Source organism: Variovorax ginsengisoli (assembly GCF_030486595.1).
Taxonomy (GTDB): domain Bacteria; phylum Pseudomonadota; class Gammaproteobacteria; order Burkholderiales; family Burkholderiaceae_C; genus Variovorax; species Variovorax ginsengisoli_B.
Genome location: NZ_JAUJZH010000006.1, coordinates 81,820 through 100,016 on the forward strand (window position 1 = coordinate 81,820; position 18,197 = coordinate 100,016).

Below are 18,197 nucleotides of genomic sequence, written 5' to 3' on the forward strand. Positions count from 1 at the left end.
GCCACTGGCTCGTCAAGCGATCCCCCCGGCCGGGCGTGGAAGTCCGGCCATTTTTCCCTAGTTCAACGGAGACTTCCATGACCAAGATGATGAATGCTGCACGTCTGCACAAGATCGGTGAACCCTTCCAGGTTGACACGATCCCGGTACCCGAAGTTCGGTCCACCGACGTGCTTGTCGAAGTGAAAGCCGCGGGCGTCGTGCCTAACCTGCGCAATGTGGTCACCAGCTATCCGAAGTGGTTTCCCTTCCTGCCATTGCCTGCTTTGCCCGCAATCTACGGCCTCGACTCGGCCGGCGTGGTGACGCAGGTGGGCAGCCAAGTCCGCGCAGACATCAAGCCCGGCGACCGCGTCTACGTGAATCCGGGGCTATCGTGCGGAAGCTGCCTCGCATGCCGGCGCGGCGATCACATCAACTGCACCTCCTACACGTTCCAGGGCTACTTCGGCTTTGGTCCGGGCTCGCAGCAGCTCTTCGAGGACTACCCATACGGAGGCTTCGGCCAGTACCTGACGGCACCCGCCGCCAACCTGGTGAAGCTGCCCGACAGCATCAGCTTCGAGCAAGGCGCTCGCTTTGGCTATCTGGGCACCGCTTACTCGGCACTGCGAAAGGCGCAGTTCTCCCCAGGTCAGACGGTGCTCATTGACGGCGCGACGGGCACACTGGGGTTGGGCGCGGTCATCCTTGCGCTGGCCATGGGCGCGGCCAAAATCTTCGCGACGGGGCGCAACACCACGCTGCTCGAAAAGTTGCAGCAACTGAATCCGCAGCGCATCGTCCCGATCGCGCTCGGATCGCGGCCGACTTCCGAAATCGTGATGGAGGCGACCGGGGGTTTCGGTGTCGATGCGCTCATCGAGGCGCTGGGCCCCAATGCTGCGGTGGCGACGGTGCTCGACTCGTTCAATGCTCTGCGCCGCGGAGGGAAGGCGATCAACATTGGCGGCGTTGCCGATCCCATCCCGCTGGAGCCGTTCCCCCTCATGTGCCTGCAGAAGTCCTACATCGGCTCGCTGTGGTTCACGAGCGCGGAAGGCGAGGACATGGCGGCGATGGCCCACGCGGGCACGCTCAATCTCGGGGTGTTCGAGCACGAGCGCTTTCCGCTTGAGCGTGTCAATGAAGCGCTGGATGCGATCGACCAGCGCAGCGGCGGATTCACCAACGTCGTGATCATGCATTGAGCGGCACAAAAGGAGCACATCATGCACATCCGACGCATCGTCACCGGCCACGACCGGAAAGGAAACGCCGTTTTCGTATCGGACGCAGCTGCGCCGCGTACCACCGAGTTCGAGCACGTTCCAGGCTTCGTTACTTCCTTGTTGTGGGAGACGGCTCCCAACGCGACAGTGCCCGCGGGCGAGGGTGACCCGGCAATCTCTGCCACGTCATGGACGCCGCCACCAGGTGGCACAAACCTGATGTTCATCACGTTTCCTCCCGACGCTGTGATGATGACTCCCGACTTCGATCCAGCTGCCGCCGGAGGTGAGTACATGCGAGTGCTGCCCGGTTTGGCTGAGAAGTTCGAGATGGATCACCCCGGCATGCACACCTCCGACTCCGTTGACTACGGCGTGTTGATCGACGGCGAGCTACACCTCGACCTCGACGATGGCGCTACGAAGAAGCTTGCGCCGCGCGATGTGGTCGTTCAGAACGGCACACGCCACGCTTGGCGCAACAAGAGCGACAAGCCGGCGACCATGCTGTTCGTCCTTGTCGGGGCAAAGCGCTCCTGAGCTGGGCATTGGAGTCGTGGCCCCGACTTCTCCGACCGCTTTCGATCGCACCGCTGCCGCTCGTCGGTCGAAGGTGGATGGCGGGTCAGGGCCCCATTGCGGCTGTACGCTCCTTCCTCAATGCGGACCTTCGGCTCTGAGGTCTCTCGGACTTCGACCTCAGGCGGCAAACATCAATCCAGCCACGGCCGAAAGTAACACGACCAGCACGGGCGAAAGACGTGCGTAGACCAGCAGCCCGAAGGCTGCCAAAGCAAGTCCGAAATCGGCTCTTGAATGGATGGCACTCGTCCACACCGGGTCGTAGAGGGCTGCCACCAACACCCCGACGACCGCCGCATTGACTCCAGCCATAGCGCGTTGGACCCCATCGCGTTGGCGCAAGCTCTCCCAGTACGGAAGCGCGCCGACGACAAGCAGGAAGGCGGGGATGAAAATGGCCAGGAGCAATGCGAGTCCGCCTATCCAGCCGCCGAACGGGCTGGGCATGACGGCACCGAGGTAGGCGGCGAAGGTGAACAAGGGGCCCGGCACTGCTTGCGCCGCACCATAGCCGGCAAGCAAGACATCGTTCGAAACCAGACCACTGGGCACGACCCCGGCCTGTAGAAGCGGAAGCACGACGTGCCCGCCGCCAAATACCAAGGCGCCGGCTTGATAGAACTTGGCAAGGACAGACAGTGCCGGCGAGTGCACCGCTGCAGCCACCATCGGCAAAACAGCCAGCAGCACAATGAACAGGCCGAGGAGAATTGCCCCGGTCACTTTGCTCACGCCATAGTCGCGGTGTTGCGCTGGTGGAAGATGACCGAGCGTGAGCACCCATCGACCCACGACGCCTCCGACGATGATGGCTCCAATCTGCCCCACCGCAGCAGGCACTGCGAGAACCAAAAGAGCGGCGACAACTGCAACTCCCGCGCGGAGTCGGTCGGGGCATAGCGATCTGGCCATGCCCCAAACCGCTTGCGCGACAACAGCGACCGCGACCACTTTCAGGCCGTGGACAGCGCCCGAATGCGATAGGGCGGCCCATTGCGTGACACCGGCCGCGAACAGGATGAGCGCCATGGCCGAAGGGAGCGTGAATCCTACCCATGCGGCCATCGCACCGCCCCAGCCGGCACGGCCCAGTCCGAGCGCGATGCCAACCTGGCTGCTCGCGGGACCAGGCAAGAACTGGCACAGCGCGACCAAGTCCGAGTAGCTCTTGTCGTCGAGCCACCCGCGGCGCTCAACGAACTCCGCACGGAAATAGCCGAGGTGCGCCACCGGTCCGCCAAAGGACGTCAGGCCAAGCTTGAGAAACGCAAGGAGGACCTCGAGCACCGTGCCTCTCGAGCGGATGGCGCCAACGCCATCAGCGAGGGGTGATGCGGGGGATTCTGAGTCGATTCGGTGCGGCTGCTTCATTGGTTGGCGCTTCTCCGACAAGTTCGGACAGCTTCGGTCGAATCTCAATCAGTACCCGCCGGCCTTTTTCGGTCGCGACGTAGTACTTGCGCACCTTGCCCCCACAACCTCCGACTCACTCATGAGCAAGCCATCGAGCTCAAGGCAATGCAACAGCGGGTACAGGGTGCCCGGCTCAGCGTGTAGTCGTGCCTGCCGAGTTCTTCCGCCATTCCCGCGCCGAAGATTCGCCCATGCACGGCGTGATGCAGAACATGCACTCGCGCAAATGCCAGAAATATGTCTCGAACAGAATCGGTCATCGATATTGAAGGACGAAATTGTAGGTGACGAACTTCAGCTCCACTGGCTCGCGGTTTGCAAGAAACAGCGTCAGGCGTGGGCTTGGGCGCAGGAGTCCATTCAGCGAGGTGCGCGACGGCCGCGGTGCGTCAACGCGACAGTTCGTTGGCACGGGATGGGCGTCTGCGGCCGAGGACTGCTTCAGGACGCATCCGGCGGTCGCGCCGACTCCTTCAAGGGGTGAACTCACCTGCCGGCGTGCATTTGATGCCAGTGAGACTCACCACCTGTCGGACGTCGATTGTGGGACACGCCGTTGCGATATTCGTCCTCAGTCGAGGGGAAGCGCCGGGCTGAACAAGTCGGCCTTGACCAGATTTGAAGGGTCGAGTCGAGCGCTTGCTACTTGGCCGAATGTCCTTGGAACAAGCAGGCGCCTACGGAGAATTGTTACACGATGGTCAGACGCGACGGAGCGCTGGCGATTCTGTCGGCGAACGGAACTCTTGGAAGCTGGGTTGAGAGCATCCGATAGGTAGGTCAGTCGCGCCGCGATACGAGCTATTCATATCAAGCAAACGCGAACGTCGACTCGAATGTCCGTTCCTGGCCGGCCAGAGCCGGCTGCGTGCGTGCGGCAACGCTCTTCAGGACAGGTGTTTCCCAACAAGACCCGACATTTCGAACATCGTCACCTCCGGCTTGCCCATCACCGCTTGAAGCTTGGCATCACAAAGGATATTGCGCTTGTTCGCTGGGTTTTGGAGGTTATTCAGCTTGATGTAGTCCCACAGCAGCTTGGTGACCTCGGTTCGAGGCTGGGGTGCGGAGCCAATGACGGCTGCGAGCTCGACGCTGGGTGTCAGGGGGCGCGTGAACGCCGTTTGCTTCTTGGCAGTGGTCATGTTTGTCTCGGCAAAGCGGTGAATTCTACGAGCGCCCCCAAGAACGTTTCGCTGGGCGCGGCTCCGAACGGCGGTTGGGGTCATGTCCGTCGGTCAGTTCATGGCAGATTGGAAGGCAGACATGAAGGTCCGATGTTGGCCCGCATTCTGCCCTACGGGTAGTGGGCGTGCACGAGCTTCAGCCCGACGTGCGGACCACCAACGAAGGTATGTGACCGTGACGCGCGGCCACGAAGCGGCTGTCGTGTTGACCCGGCTGCGCGTCAGTCAGATCCATATTTCTTCAGCACTGTCGCGTTCATGAAGTCAGCGACCGCCTTGCGCACCTGCCGGGAAGCATCCTCGTTGTAAAGCACGGTCGGGCCGAACTCGATACAGGGTCGCTCGCAGTAAACGGTTGGCCGCTCTTCGCATTGAAGATCGCACCAGCATCGGCCTCAGCAAGTGTGCAGTGCCGCATCGTTTGCCAGTTGGGCGGGGCGAGCGGCTTCTTGAACGCCTTGCCGTCGAATACATGACCAGCACCTGGGTACTCGGTGAGCTGCACGTCGCGACCCTTGGCTTTCAGTCGAGCGGCATACGCACGACAGGGTTCAATGGAGACATAGTTGTCGTCGATGCCGTGGAACATCCGAACGGGCCGATCGACCATATCGTCGTCATCCCGAAAGGTCGTACCGCACTGCGCATACATGGTTACGTAGGCAGCGAACGAAACGCCGGCTGGCATGTACGTACGCTGGAATCGAGCTACGCTGGCGTAGAGGGCTGTTTGCCCGCCGCGCGAGAACCCCATCAGAACGATTCGTGACGGATCCACTCGGGGATGCTTCGAGAGCGCTTCAAGCGCGTTGTAGGCATCAACGATCATTGCCAGTCGGCCGAGGACGAACTGATCCGCGTTGGTGTTGACGATGCCACGGGGGCTGAAGCTGTCGATGATGAATGTGCCCATGCCCAAGGCGTTGAAGTCGTCCTCCCAGTCGGTGACATAGCTGGAGATGCCGCCCGACCCGTGCAGGAGAACAGCTACCGGCACCTTGCCGGTCCCCGCCGGTAGACGCAAGACTCCACCGACGGTTTCCGACTTGCCGTCTTTGCGCCCGGTGAGGAACTCCTGATCAGTGAGTGTCACCGAGGGGAACGTCAGGACCTTGGTGCGTGCAATTTGTGCGATCGACGCCGAGGGAGTCCCGGCGACAAGCGCCAGGAAGATGGCTATCGCGAAGGCAATCTCTTGGGCTCGACGGTTCGCGACGCGCTCCGGCTGGCCGCTGAACAGCAGCAGCGCCGCGAGATCGTGGCGTGCAATCAGCTCGCTCGGGTTCATGGCGATCTGTTGCTCGCTCAGCGCAATCGCCTCATGCGTCCTGCCCGTGAACATCAGCACCGCGGCGCGCGCGCCCTTGGAGGGGGGCAATGTCGGGTCGAGGCGCCACGCCTTGTCGGCTGCCTTCTGTGCGTGGGCCAGCCATTCGTTCCAGGTGTGCCCGGGGCGCAGGCGGATCCAACCGTTTGGGGTGTTTTTCAGGGTCTGGCGGGTCACCTGGACCACCGAAAGAGGCTCCACCGGGGGTCGACAGTGACAGTCCGCTCATGGGCCGCATCCTGCCCTTGGACCTCAGAGCTTCTTCATCATGAACGCCAGGTAGAACCCATCGGTGTGGTTGTCGATGCGCCCGAACTCCTGGTAGCCGCGCTTCGCATAGAAGTCGCGGGCCTGCCATTCGAACGTATCGAGTTTGGCGCTGTGCGCGCCCAGGCTCTTTGCCTTCGTCTCGGCCTGCCCAAGCAGCTCGCTGCCAAGCCCGGCTGTCCTGGCCGCCTCGTCGACCCAAAGCACGTCGATGTGGAGCCAGTAAAGGAAGACGTAGCCGCGAAGCCCTCCGACCATTCGACCTTGCGCATCCCTTGCGCTTAGCCATACCGGCTGAGACTCGGGATACTCGCCCACGAATCCGTAGTTGAAGTGGCGCAGCCGTCGACCGAGCTCGCCCGACCGCACCTCCTCTTGCGTCGCTTCGATGATGGTCCAGGCTGTCATGGCGGGCTCAGGCGCCTGTCGACCGCAGCACCCCTGTCAGGGCCGCGTCTTCCCAGCCACCAGCCGCATCCCCGGCATCAGCTCGGCCGCGAGCTCCGGCCGCTCGAGTGCGTAGTCAAGGTTCATGCGTGCGATCTCGACGTGCTCCTCGCCCAGCGCCTGCGCGCGCGAGCCCTGCCCGCGCTCGATCGCCTGCACCATCGCGTGGTGCGTGCGGTGGGCCTGCTTCATCCACTGGTGCCCCTCCTCCATCGACGACTGCATCGGCAGCATGGCGCTCGGCGACGCGAAGGGCTGGCCGTCGAGCATGTCCATCACGCGCCGGAGCGCGACATTGCCGCAGCCCTGCATGATCAGCTGGTGGAAGCGGTCGTTCATCTGGACATAGGCCGCGTAGTCGTCCAGGCCCATCTCGGGCTTGTTGACCGCCTTGTCGCCCTCGTCGAGGCAGTCATGCAGGTCGCGCAGCAACTGGCGCGAGGCACCATCCTCGGCCAGCAGGCGGGCCGCGAAGCCTTCGATCACCCCGCGCACGCGGATCGCGTCGGCGATCTCCTGAGACGTGAAGCGGCGCATCTGGTAGCCGCCGCTCGGCGACTGCTCGATCAGGCCCTCGTGCTCCAGGCTGGTGAGCGCCAGCCGCACGGGCGTGCGCGAGGCGCCGAGCTTCTCCGCCAGCGGGATCTCGGCCAGCCGCTCGCCGGGCACGAATTCGCCCTTGAGGATCAGGTCGCGAAGTTGAACCAGCACACGGTTTTGTTGGGAGTCCATCTGGAGCAGCGGAACGAAGAATGCCTCGATTCTAAGGAGATCGGCCGTCGCTGCACACAGTCAGGCCAACTTGGTCCAGTTGTTGCATACATGCCGGAGGCAGTGCATTCAGAAAGAGGGAATGCACCTCGAAGATGCGACAACATTTAAGTGTTAACCCTCGTTTTGACGCCAAAATGACCCCGCAGAAATCAAAAAAGATTGACCTGGATCAGAAACCGCCCAGACAATGTATGCAATTGCATGCAGTGCATGTTTCCGACAGTCACCCCCACGATGGAGCACCCCATGATCAGTGCAGAACAGAATGATTTCATCACCCGGGTCGGCCGGGCCACCCCCGCCGGCACGCTGTTGCGCCGCTACTGGCAGCCAGTGGCGCTGGCCGACGAACTCGCCGGTCCGCGCCCGGTCAAGGCGGTACAGCTGATGGGCCAGCACTTCGTCCTGTTCCGCGACGAGCAGGGCCAGCTGGGCATGCTCGACCGCGACTGTCCGCACCGCGGCGCCGACCTGGCTTTCGGCCGCCTCGAGCACGGCGGCCTGCGCTGCCCCTTCCATGGCTGGCTGTTCGACGCCAAGGGCAACTGCCTCGAAACCCCCGCCGAGCCCGTGGGCAGCAAGCTCTGCACCCGCATCAAGCAGGCCGCCTATCCGGTGGTCGAGCGCGCCGGCACGGTGTTCGCCTACATCGGCGACGGCGAGCCGCCCGCGTTCCCCGATTTCGACTGTTTCGTGGCGCCCGACTCGCACACCTTCGCCTTCAAGGGCCTGTTCGAATGCAACTGGCTGCAGGCGCTCGAGGTCGGCATCGACCCGGCGCATGCCTCGTACCTGCACCGCTTCTTCGAAGATGCCGACACCTCGGAGAGCTATGGCAAGCAGTTCCGCGGCGCCTCGGCCGACTCCGACATGCCGATCACCCAGGTGCTGCGCGAGTACGACCGCCCCGACATCAGCGTCGAGCCGACCGACTACGGCATGCGGCTGACCGCACTGCGCCAGCTGTCCGAAACCCAGACCCATGTGCGGGTGACCAACGTGGTGTTCCCGCAGGCCTTCGTGATCCCGATGAGCGCCGAGATGACGATCTCGCAGTGGCACGTGCCGGTCGACGACACGCACTGCTACTGGTATGCGATCTTCACCAGCTTCACCGGCCCGGTCGACAAGCAGCAGATGCGCGACCAGCGCCTGAAGCTCTACGAGCTGCCCGACTACACCTCGCGCAAGAACAAGCGCAACAACTACGGCTACAGCATCGACGAGCAGCTGAGCCAGACCTACACCGGCATGGGCGACGACATCAACGTGCACGACCAGTGGGCGGTCGAGTCGCAGGGCCCGATCCAGGACCGCACGCGCGAGCACCTGGGCAGCACCGACAAGGGCATCATCACCTACCGCCGGATGCTGGTGCGGGCCATCGAGAGCACGCAGGCCGGCGAAACGGCGCCGATGCTGATCGACGCCGCGCAGGCCAGCGCGCTCACCGGGCCACCGTCGATCGACGGCATCGGCGAAGCCGGCAACACCGACGGCTACTGGCAGAGCGCCGACCGCGAACGCCGCCTCAAGTCGGACTGGGCCTCGGCCCGTCTGGCCGCAGCCTGAGCACGCGCACGCCATGAGCTCCTTTGTAGACCGCCACGGCCTCTGGTCCGACGACCAGCAGAAGCAGGCCCAGGAACTGGTGCGCCGCATCGACGCCGGCGAAGTCGATGTCGTGCGCTTCGCCTGGCCCGACCAGCACGGCTTGCTGCGCGGCAAGACCCTGGTCGCCAGCGAAGCCCGCGCCGCGCTGTGGGACGGCGTCAACCTCACCTCCACCCTGCTCGCCAAGGACACCTCGCACAAGACCGTGTTCCCGGTGTTCGCGGCCGGCGGCGGCTTCGCCATCGAAGGCTTCCAGGGCGGCGCCGACTTCACGGTCGTGGCCGACCCCGCCACCTTCAAGGTGCTGCCCTGGGCGCCGCGCTCGGGCTGGGTCCTGTGCGATGCGTATATGGCCGACGGCAGGCCCTGCCCCTATGCCACGCGACAGATCCTGCAGCGCGCGGTGAAGCAGCTCGACGCACTCGGCATGGACTTCATCGCCGGCCTCGAGGTCGAGTTCCACGTCTTCAAGCTCGAAGATCCGCGCATGGGCCTGGCCGATTCGGGCCAGCCCGGCGAGCCGCCGCGGGTGTCGCTGCTGTCGCACGGCCACCAGTACCTGACCGAGCTGCGCTACGACCGGGTCGACGCCGTGATGGAGCTGCTGCGCTCGCAGCTGGTCGCGCTCGGCCTGCCGCTGCGCTCGCTCGAGATCGAGTTCGGCCCGAGCCAGTTCGAGCTGACCTTCGGCCCGACCGCCGGCGTGCTGCCGGCCGACACCATGGTGCTGCTGCGCAGCGCCATCAAGCAGATCTGCCAGCGCGCCGGCTACCACGCGACCTTCATGTGCCGGCCGAAGATTCCGAACGTGATGTCCAGCGGCTGGCACCTGCACCAGTCGCTGCGCCGCAAGAGCGACGGGGTCAACGCCTTCATGCCGGCCGAGCCGGGACAGGACCTGAGCGAGATCGGCCTGCACTACCTCGGCGGCCTGAAGCAGCATGCCTGCGGCGCGGCGGCCCTGGCCAGCCCGACCATCAACGGCTACCGCCGCTTTCGGCCCTTCTCGCTGGCGCCGGACCGTGCCATCTGGGCCCGCGACAACCGCGGCGCGATGCTGCGCGTGCTGGGCGGCGCCGGGCAGAACGCGACCCGGATCGAGAACCGGGTCGGCGAGCCGACGGCCAACCCCTACCTCTACCTCGCGTCGCAGCTGTTCTCGGGCCTGGATGGCATGCGCAGCAAGACCGACCCCGGCCCGTCGGCCGACGCGCCCTACGAAACGCCGGCCGAGCAGCTGCCGCGCTCGCTCGGCGATGCGCTCGCCTGCCTGCGCGGCGACGAGATGCTCAACGCCCAGATGGGCAAGGCCTTCGTCGACTACCTCTGCCACATCAAGGAAGCGGAGATCGCCCGCTTCAACCTCGAAGTCAGCGAGTGGGAACACCGCGAGTACTTCGACATGTTCTGACGCTGCCCGACATGCCCACGATCCACTACATCCTGAAAGACGGCAGCAGCCGCAGCGTCGACGCCAAGCCCGGCTCCAGCGTGATGGAGAACGCCATCCGCGGCAACGTGCGCGGCATCGACGCCGAATGCGGCGGCTCCTGCTCCTGTGCCACCTGCCACGTCTATGTCGACGAGGCCTTCACCGACCGCCTGCCGCCGGCCGACGAGATGGAAAGCGAGCTGCTCGATGGCGTCGCCTCCGAGCGCCGCCCGGGCAGCCGCCTGAGCTGCCAGCTCACGGTGACCGCCGAGCTGGACGGCCTGACCGTGCGCATCCCCGAGACCCAGAGCTGATGGCCGCCGCCCACCCCCTGGTGATCGTCGGCGCGTCCTATGCCGGCGTCCAGCTGGCCGCCAGCGCGCGCGAGCTCGGCTTCGAGGAGCGCATCGTCATCGTCGGCGACGAGGTCCACGCGCCCTACCAGCGCCCGCCCCTGTCCAAGGGCCTGCTGACCGGCAAGACCAGCGTCGACAACCTGGCTTTGCGCGGCCCCGATTTCTTCGCCCAGAACGCCATCGATCTGATGCTCGGCCGGCGTGCCACCGCGCTCGACCCCGGGGCGCGCAGCGTGCGGCTCGACGATGGCGCCGTGCTCGACTACGGCTGGCTCGCGCTGGCGACCGGTGCACGCTGCCGGCCCTTCGCGCTCCCGGGCTCGACGCTCGAAGGCGTGCTCGACCTGCGCACGCTCGACGATGCGCTGCGGATCGCCGACGCCGCCGGGCGCACCGAGCGCGCCTGCGTGATCGGCGGCGGCTTCATCGGCCTGGAGGTGGCGTCGGCGCTGCGCGCGCGCGGCGCCGAGGTCACCGTGGTCGAGGCCCAGCCGCACCTGCTGGCACGCGCATTTCCGCAGCTGATGTCGTCCTATGTCGAGAACGCGCATCGCCGCCGCGGCGTCGCGCTGCTGACCGGCCGCGGCGTGCGGGCGCTGCACGGCGCACAGGGCCGCGTGGCCGCGGTCGAGCTCGACGACGGCACCCGCATCGATTGCGACCTGGTCGTCCTCGGCATCGGCGTGCTGCCCAACGCCGAGCTGGCGCAGCAGGCCGGCATCGCGGTCGACAACGGCATCGTCGTCGACATGCTGGGCCGCACGTCGGCGCCGCGGGTGCTGGCCGCGGGCGACGTCGCCAGCATGGCGCTGCCGCCCGCACCCGGCGTGCCGGCGCGCATGCGGCTCGAGTCGATCCAGTCGGCCAACGACGGCGCCCGCGCGCTGGCCTCCCTGGTGGTCGGCCGCGAGGCGCCCTGCACCGCGGTGCCCTGGTTCTGGAGCGACCAGTTCGACCTCAAGCTGCAGATGACCGGCCTGGCCGCGCCCGGCGACGAAGTCGTGCTGCGCGGCGACATGGCCAGCGATCGCTTCAGCGTGTTCTACCTGCGGCAAGGCACACTCGTGGCCGCCCACTCGGTGAACAAGCCGGCCGAGCACATGCAAAGCCGCAAGCTGATCGGCGCCCGTGCCCGCCTCGGTGCCGACCAGCTCGCCGACCCCTCTTTCGACCTCAAGACGGTCGCCTGATCACCCCTTGCCCGCCGGCTCGCCGGCTTCCCTGAACGGAGCTTCCCCGATGATGATGAACAAGAGAAACGCGCTCGCCACCCTGACCCTGGCCTGCCTCGGCGCCTTCGGTGCCATGTCCGCGCAGGCGGCCGACGAGCCGCTTCGCATCGGCCTGATCGCGACCTACTCCGGCCCCTATGCCGACTACGGCCGCCAGTTCGACGCCGGCGTCGCGCTCTACCTCAAGGAACACGGCGGCAAGATCGCCGGCCGCACGGTCGAGGTCATCAAGAAGGACACCGCCGGCCCGGCGCCCGATGCCGCCAAGCGGATCGCCCAGGAGCTGGTGGTGCGCGACAAGGTGAGCGTGCTCACCGGCCTCGACTTCAGCCCCAACGCCTACGCGGTGGCGGCGATCGCCACCCAGGCCAAGATCCCGACCCTGGTGATGAACGCGGCCTCCTCCGCGATCACGGCCAGCTCGCCCTACGTGGCGCGCCTGTCGTTCACCGTGCAGCAGGTCACCGACCCGATGGCACGCTGGATGGTCAAGCAGGGCGTGAAGGAGGCCTATACCGTGGTGGCCGACTACGCCTCGGGCACCGACGCCGAGACCGCGTTCAAGAAGGCCTTCACGGCCCAGGGCGGCAAGGTGGTCGGCGAAGTCCGCACGCCGATGAACAACCCCGACTTCTCGGCCTACGTGCAGCGCATCAAGGACGCCAGGCCGCAGGCGGTGTTCTTCTTCTTTCCGTCGGGCGTGATGCCGCCGGCCTTCCTCAAGGTCTGGAAGGAGCGCGGCATGGAAGAAGCCGGCATCAAGCTCTACGCCACCGGCGAAGCCACCGACGACAGCTACCTCGACGCCACCGGCGACGTGGCGCTGGGCCTGGTCACGAGCCATCACTATTCGTACGCCCATGCGTCGCCGAAGAACCAGAAGTTCGTCAAGGACTTCGCCGCCGAGTTCGGCACCAAGCTGCGCCCGAGCTACTTCGCGGTCACGGCCTACGACACGATGGCCGCCATCGACCTGGCGCTCGCCAAGACCAAGGGCGAGCTCTCGGGCGACAAGTTCATGGACGCGCTCAAGGGGCTGAAGTTCGAGAGCCCGCGCGGCCCGATCGAGATCGACCCCGCCACCCGCGACATCGTGCAGACGGTCTACATCCGCAAGACCGAACGGGTCAAGGGCGAACTGGTGAACGTCGAGTTCGACAAGTTCGAGCGCGTCAAGGACCCGGCCAAGGAAAGCCAGTAACCGGCACCAGCCGGCCGCCAGCAGCAACGGGAAATCCATGGGAATCGTGATCTTCGACGGAGTGGCCTACGGCATGCTCCTGTTCCTCATCGGGGTGGGCCTGTCCATCACGATGGGCCTCATGAACTTCGTCAACCTCGCGCACGGCACGTTCGCGATGGTCGGCGGCTACGCCGCAAGTGTTCTGATGAACCACTTCGGCGTCGGCTTCTTCCCGTCGCTGGCGGCGGCCTTCATCGCCGCCGCGCTGGTCGGCGCGGTGCTCGAGTTCTCCTTCTACCGCCGGCTCTACCGCGCCCATCCGCTCGACCAGGTGCTGCTGTCGATCGGCATCGTGTTCGTCTCGGTCGCCGTGTTCACGTATTTCTTCGGCCCGACCATGCAGGCCTTCCAGCTGCCGCCGCTGCTGGACGGCCGGGTGTCGCTGCTCGGGCTGGAGGTGGGACGCTACCGCCTGTTCCTGATCCTCTGCGGCGTGGCGGTGCTGGCGGCCCTGCTGGGGGTGCTCGGCAAGACCCGCTACGGCGCGATGGTGCGGGCCGCGGTCGACAACCAGCGCGTCGCCGGCGGCACCGGCATCCACGTGCAGCGCCTGTTCTTCCTGACCTTCTCGCTGGGCTGCGGGCTGGCGGGCCTCGGCGGCGCGCTGAGCCTCGGCATGCTCGGGCTCGAGCCCTCGTTCCCGCTCAAGTACCTCGTGTACTTCCTGATCGTCGTCTGCGTCGGCGGCGCCGGCACCATCACCGGCCCCTTCGTGGCCGCGCTGCTGGTCGGCATCGTCGATGTCGCAGGCAAGTACTACCTGCCGGAAGCCGGCGCATTCCTCATCTACGTCGTCATGATCATCATGTTGCTAGCACGGCCCAACGGCATCATCCCGCGCAAGGGCCTGGCATGAAGCCGCTCGCACTGTCCCCCGCCCGCCTGCGAGGCATCGAGGTCTTCTTCTGGCTCGCACTGGCTTCGAGCTTCTTCCTGCTGCCCGACAAGCTCACGCTGATGAGCCAGATCGTGATCTTCGGCCTGTTCGCGGTCTCGCTGGACATGGCGCTCGGCTACGCCGGCATCCTCACGGTGGGCCATGCGGCCTTCTTCGGCGCCGGCGCCTATGCCGCCGGGCTGCTGGCCAGGCACGGCTGGAGCGAGCCCTTCAGCGGCCTGCTGTTCGCCCTGCTGCTGTGCGTCGCGCTCGGCTATGTGCTGAGCTACCTGGTGGTGCGCGGCGCCGACCTCACGCGGCTCATGATCACCATCGGCGTGTGCATGCTGCTGGCCGAGCTGGCCAACCGGCTGTCGTCGATCACCGGCGGCACCGACGGCCTGCAGGGCGTGGTGATCGCGCCGGTGCTCGGGCTGTTCGAGTTCGACCTGTACGGCAAGACCGCTTTCGCCTATGCGTACGGCGTGGTGCTGGTGGTCTTTCTCGGCGTGCGGCTGGTGCTGCGCTCGCCGTTCGGGCTCACGCTGCGTGGCATCCACGACAGCCGCAAGCGCATGCTGGCGATCGGCTCGCCGGTCGAGGCCCGCCTGCGCCTGGCCTATGCGCTGTCGGCCGGCGTGGCCGGCATCGCCGGCGCGCTGCTGGCCCAGACCACGCAGTTCGTCGGCATCGAATCGATCGGCTTCAACCGCTCGGCCGAGGTGCTGATCATCCTCGTGCTCGGCGGCACCGGCCGGCTGTACGGCGGCATGATCGGCGCGATCGTCTACATGCTGGTGCACGACTGGTTCGCCGATCTCAATCCGCAGTACTGGATGTTCTGGCTTGGCATCTTCCTGATCGCCGCCGTCATGCTGGGCCGCGGCGGGATCATGGGCGCGCTGTCTCGGCTGGTGAAGACCGGGAGGGCGTCATGAGCGCCGTACTGCGCACGCGCGGCCTCGGCATCTCCTTCGGCGCCTTCCGCGCGGTCGACGACGTCAACCTGACGCTCGAACCCGGTGCCCGCCAGGCCCTGATCGGCCCCAACGGCGCCGGCAAGACGACACTGATCAACCTGCTGACGGGCGTCTTCAAGCCAACCCACGGAACGATCCACATGGGCGAGCGCGAGCTCACCGCGCTCAGCGCCGACAAGCGCGCCCGCATGGGGCTGGCGCGCACCTTCCAGATCAACACGCTGTTCCCGAGCCTCACGCCGCTGCTGTCGGTGGTGCTCGCGATCAGCGAGCGCGACGGCCTGGGCGCCGTCTGGTGGCGCCCGCTCAAGCGCAACAAGGCGGCGTTCGACGAAGCGCATGCGCTGCTCGGCCGACTCAAGCTCGACGCGCTGGCCGACGTGCCGGTGGCCGAACTCGCCTACGGCAAGCAGCGCCTGCTCGAGATTGCGCTCGCGATGGCCGCCCGGCCCCGGATCCTGCTGCTCGACGAGCCCGCCGCCGGCGTGCCCGAGGACGAGAGCGGCGAACTCTTCGAAGCCATCGCCGAACTGCCGCAGGACATCAGCGTGCTGTTCATCGAACACGACATGAACCTCGTCTTCCGTTTCTCGCGCCGGATCTCGGTGCTGGTCGCCGGCCGGATCCTCACCGAGGGCAGCCCGGCGGAGATCGGCCGCGACCCGCGGGTGCGCGAGGTCTATCTCGGCCATGGAGCTGCGCATGTCTGAAATGCTCGCCTTCGACCAGGTGGTCGCCGGCTACGGCAACGCCGTCGTGCTCGACCGCTTGAGCTTCGCGCTCGCGCAGGGCCAGAGCCTCGCCATCCTCGGACGCAACGGCGTCGGCAAGACCACCCTGCTCGAGACGCTGATGGGCAACACCCGCGTGATGCGCGGCGCGCTGCGCTGGTGCGGCGAGGACATCACGCGCTGGCCGGCCCACCGGCGCGTGCGCGCGGGCCTGGGCTGGGTGCCGCAGGAGCGCGAGGTATTCCCGTCGCTGACCGTCGAGGAGAACCTGACCGTGATCGGCCGGCCCGGTCCCTGGAACCTGCAGCGGGTCTACCAGTTCTTCCCGCGGCTGCGCGAGCGGCGCGGCAACTACGGCAACCAGCTGTCCGGCGGCGAGCAGCAGATGCTGGCCATCGGCCGCGCGCTCATGACCAACCCGAAGCTGCTGCTGCTCGATGAGCCGATGGAAGGCCTGGCGCCGATCATCGTCGAGGAGCTGGCCCGCTCGATCCGCCACCTTTGCGAGAGCGAGGGGCTGGCGTCGATCGTGGTCGAGCAGCATCCGGTGCTGGCGCTCGAGATGACGCACCAGGCCATCGTGCTCGAACGCGGCACGGTGGTGCATGCCGGTCCGAGCGCGGCGCTGGCGGGCGATGCGTCGCTGCTCGAGGGCCTGCTCGGCGTCGGAATGACCGACGTGCAGGCATGAGGGGTCGGCGCCGATGAAGCCGATCGCGGTCTTCCAGCACACCGAGGTGGGGGCACCGGGCGCGGTGCTGCCGATCCTCGGGGCCCTGGGCCGCGAGGTGGAGATGGTGCGCATCGTCGACGGCCAGGCGGTCCCTGCGGACGCTTCGCGCTTCAGCGGCCTGGTCTTCATGGGCGGCTACATGGGCGCGCACGACCCGCTGCCTTGGATCGCACAGGAGCTTGCCCTGATCCGCGACGCCGATGCGCGCGGCATCCCGGTTGCCGGCCATTGCCTGGGAAGCCAGCTGGTGGCGCTCGCGCTGGGAGGCGAAGTCCATCCGCACGACCGGCCCGAGATCGGCTGGTGCGAGATCACCGCGGAAGCCAGCGACACGGCGCGTGCGTGGTGGGGCGAGGAGCACGCGGGCAAGGTGCTTCAGACCTTCCAGTGGCACGCCGACACCTTCACGCCCCCGCCCGGCGCGGTCCCGCTGGCGCGCGGCGCCTGTTGCGCCAACCAGGCCTTCGTGCTGCGCGACCGGCATCTGCTGGTGCAGTCTCACCTCGAGATGACGCCTGCACTGGTCGAGCTGTCGATGGCGCGCAACGGCCAGCAGTTGGTTCGGCAGAACGCGCTCGCGAATCCGGCGGCGAGCGCCGGCGGCGACCTGCTGAACGATCTGCCGAAGCGCACGCAGGAAATGCACGCGTTGCTGGGGCGGCTCTATGCACGATGGGTGGTGGGCTGCGGGTGACCCGCTCGGGGCGCGCATTGCGAAGTGGAATCCGAGGGGACTAGGCGATGTCGACAACCACTCTGCCAACAGCCCGACCGCTGGTCGCGCGAGCGTGTGCGTCCGCGGCCTGACCGAGCGTGAATCTCTGCGTGTCCAGGAGAGGGCGAAGCCGACCCGCATCGACCAGTTCGGCGATCCGGGCCAGGATGTGTCCGTGGTGGGCGCGGCCCTTGCCACTGAGCATGGGCATCAGCGTGAAGACGCCGGAATAGGTGGCCCCTCGGAAGGACAGCGGCGCCAGCGAGTGGGTGCCCCAACCCAGAGCGCTCACGACGTGGCCGGTGTAGCGGCGTACAGACACGAATGACGCATCGAGCGTGGCGCCACCCACGGTGTCGTACACCACATCGAATCCTTCATCCGCCGTGTGCGCGTGAACATGGTCCGCAGGGGTCGAAGCCGTGTAATCGATGGGCGTCGCGCCGAACGAACGCACGACATCGAACTGCGCGGGCTTTGCAGTCGCGTAGACGTCGGCGCCGAATGCGCGAGCGATCTGTATGGCCACATGCCCGACACCCCCCGCTCCGCCATGTACGAGGACCTTGTGACCGCTACTGGCGCGTGCGCGGTCGATCAGGCCTTCCCAGGCGGTGATCGAGACCAGCGGCAGTGCGGCGGACTCCCGCATGGACAAGCGCTTCGGCTTGTGCGCGAGGAGGTCCGCGTCTACCGCAGCGTATTCGGCCAAGGTCCCTTGCAGGCCACCCACGCCACCGACGAGACCGTAAACCTCGTCACCCACCTCGAAGCGGGTGACGCCGACACCGACCTGGACGACAACCCCTGCCATGTCCATTCCAAGAACCGCCGGCAGGGGGTGCTCTGCATGCGCCGCGACGCCGGCGCGAATCTTGGTGTCGAGCGGGTTGACGCCGCTGGCTCCGATACGCACCAGGACATGCCCCCGAGGGACATCCGGAACCGGGCGGGCTAGAACTTCGAAGGGGCCGTCGGTCTCGTGAACGACAGCAGCCTGCATGGTGGCGGGAACGAGTGAGCGGGGCATGGGAATCGTCCTTTTGATATGCGATGCGCGTGAATCCAGGACTTCA

The 18,197-nt window shown here is 66.4% G+C and carries 18 protein-coding genes; 12 read left to right on the forward strand and 6 right to left on the reverse strand.

Annotated elements, in window-relative coordinates; translation table 11 throughout:
* Positions 1-77: 77 nt before the first annotated feature.
* Both QZH52_RS10320 and QZH52_RS10325 read left to right on the forward strand, forming a co-directional pair.
* The gene (locus QZH52_RS10320) at positions 78-1,190 is read left to right on the forward strand and encodes an alcohol dehydrogenase catalytic domain-containing protein (RefSeq protein ID WP_301807733.1); all 1,113 of its coding nucleotides are present in this window, start codon (positions 78-80) and stop codon (positions 1,188-1,190) included.
* Between the two features lie 21 nt (positions 1,191-1,211).
* Positions 1,212-1,751, forward strand: a complete 540-nt coding sequence (locus QZH52_RS10325; protein WP_301807736.1) for a cupin domain-containing protein — start codon at positions 1,212-1,214, stop codon at positions 1,749-1,751.
* Between the two features lie 159 nt (positions 1,752-1,910).
* On the opposite strand, the gene chrA is transcribed toward QZH52_RS10325, so the two are convergent.
* From chrA to QZH52_RS10350, 5 genes are all read right to left on the reverse strand, one after another.
* Positions 1,911-3,164 carry a chromate efflux transporter gene (chrA, locus tag QZH52_RS10330; RefSeq protein ID WP_301807741.1) on the reverse strand — a complete coding sequence of 418 codons (1,254 nt, stop codon included), beginning with the start codon at positions 3,162-3,164 and terminating at the stop codon, positions 1,911-1,913.
* Positions 3,165-4,093: 929 nt separating this feature from the next.
* Positions 4,094-4,351, reverse strand: a complete 258-nt coding sequence (locus tag QZH52_RS10335; RefSeq protein WP_286656933.1) for an SWIB/MDM2 domain-containing protein — start codon at positions 4,349-4,351, stop codon at positions 4,094-4,096.
* Between the two features lie 298 nt (positions 4,352-4,649).
* The gene (locus tag QZH52_RS10340; RefSeq protein ID WP_301807750.1) at positions 4,650-5,897 is read right to left on the reverse strand and encodes a dienelactone hydrolase family protein; all 1,248 of its coding nucleotides are present in this window, start codon (positions 5,895-5,897) and stop codon (positions 4,650-4,652) included.
* Between the two features lie 75 nt (positions 5,898-5,972).
* The gene (locus QZH52_RS10345) at positions 5,973-6,395 is read right to left on the reverse strand and encodes a GNAT family N-acetyltransferase (RefSeq protein ID WP_301807752.1); all 423 of its coding nucleotides are present in this window, start codon (positions 6,393-6,395) and stop codon (positions 5,973-5,975) included.
* Between the two features lie 36 nt (positions 6,396-6,431).
* Positions 6,432-7,166 carry a GntR family transcriptional regulator gene (locus QZH52_RS10350; protein ID WP_301807755.1) on the reverse strand — a complete coding sequence of 245 codons (735 nt, stop codon included), beginning with the start codon at positions 7,164-7,166 and terminating at the stop codon, positions 6,432-6,434.
* Between the two features lie 288 nt (positions 7,167-7,454).
* On the opposite strand from QZH52_RS10350, the gene QZH52_RS10355 reads away from it, so the two are divergent.
* Genes QZH52_RS10355 through QZH52_RS10400 form a run of 10 tightly spaced genes read left to right on the forward strand, consistent with a single transcriptional unit; the run spans position 7,455 to position 17,100 of the window.
* Entirely contained in the window at positions 7,455-8,780 is a 1,326-nt protein-coding gene (locus tag QZH52_RS10355) for an aromatic ring-hydroxylating dioxygenase subunit alpha (protein WP_301807757.1), read from the forward strand.
* A 13-nt stretch (positions 8,781-8,793) separates the two neighbouring features.
* Complete coding sequence (locus QZH52_RS10360) at positions 8,794-10,233, forward strand: glutamine synthetase family protein (protein WP_301807760.1); 1,440 nt, start codon at positions 8,794-8,796, stop codon at positions 10,231-10,233.
* Between the two features lie 11 nt (positions 10,234-10,244).
* A complete protein-coding gene (locus tag QZH52_RS10365; RefSeq protein WP_286525947.1) occupies positions 10,245-10,568 on the forward strand; it encodes a 2Fe-2S iron-sulfur cluster-binding protein in 324 nt (107 codons plus the stop codon).
* The gene (locus QZH52_RS10370; protein ID WP_301807765.1) at positions 10,568-11,800 is read left to right on the forward strand and encodes an NAD(P)/FAD-dependent oxidoreductase; all 1,233 of its coding nucleotides are present in this window, start codon (positions 10,568-10,570) and stop codon (positions 11,798-11,800) included. Before QZH52_RS10365 ends, QZH52_RS10370 begins: the two co-directional genes overlap by 1 nt.
* Before the next feature lie 49 nt (positions 11,801-11,849).
* Positions 11,850-13,043, forward strand: coding sequence for an ABC transporter substrate-binding protein (locus tag QZH52_RS10375; RefSeq protein WP_301807769.1), 1,194 nt, complete (start codon positions 11,850-11,852; stop codon positions 13,041-13,043).
* A 37-nt stretch (positions 13,044-13,080) separates the two neighbouring features.
* Complete coding sequence (locus tag QZH52_RS10380; RefSeq protein ID WP_301807772.1) at positions 13,081-13,941, forward strand: branched-chain amino acid ABC transporter permease; 861 nt, start codon at positions 13,081-13,083, stop codon at positions 13,939-13,941.
* The gene (locus QZH52_RS10385; RefSeq protein WP_301807775.1) at positions 13,938-14,900 is read left to right on the forward strand and encodes a branched-chain amino acid ABC transporter permease; all 963 of its coding nucleotides are present in this window, start codon (positions 13,938-13,940) and stop codon (positions 14,898-14,900) included. Before QZH52_RS10380 ends, QZH52_RS10385 begins: the two co-directional genes overlap by 4 nt.
* Positions 14,897-15,652, forward strand: coding sequence for an ABC transporter ATP-binding protein (locus QZH52_RS10390; protein WP_301807778.1), 756 nt, complete (start codon positions 14,897-14,899; stop codon positions 15,650-15,652). Before QZH52_RS10385 ends, QZH52_RS10390 begins: the two co-directional genes overlap by 4 nt.
* Positions 15,645-16,364 (forward strand): ABC transporter ATP-binding protein, encoded by a 720-nt coding sequence (locus QZH52_RS10395; protein WP_301807780.1) that lies wholly within the window; start codon positions 15,645-15,647, stop codon positions 16,362-16,364. The genes QZH52_RS10390 and QZH52_RS10395 overlap by 8 nt, the downstream gene beginning before the upstream one ends.
* A 13-nt stretch (positions 16,365-16,377) precedes the next feature.
* Entirely contained in the window at positions 16,378-17,100 is a 723-nt protein-coding gene (locus QZH52_RS10400; RefSeq protein WP_301807783.1) for a type 1 glutamine amidotransferase, read from the forward strand.
* A 40-nt stretch (positions 17,101-17,140) separates the two neighbouring features.
* Here the strand turns inward: QZH52_RS10400 and QZH52_RS10405 are convergent, their stop codons facing one another.
* A complete protein-coding gene (locus QZH52_RS10405; RefSeq protein WP_301807788.1) occupies positions 17,141-18,151 on the reverse strand; it encodes a zinc-binding dehydrogenase in 1,011 nt (336 codons plus the stop codon).
* Positions 18,152-18,197 lie beyond the last annotated feature (46 nt).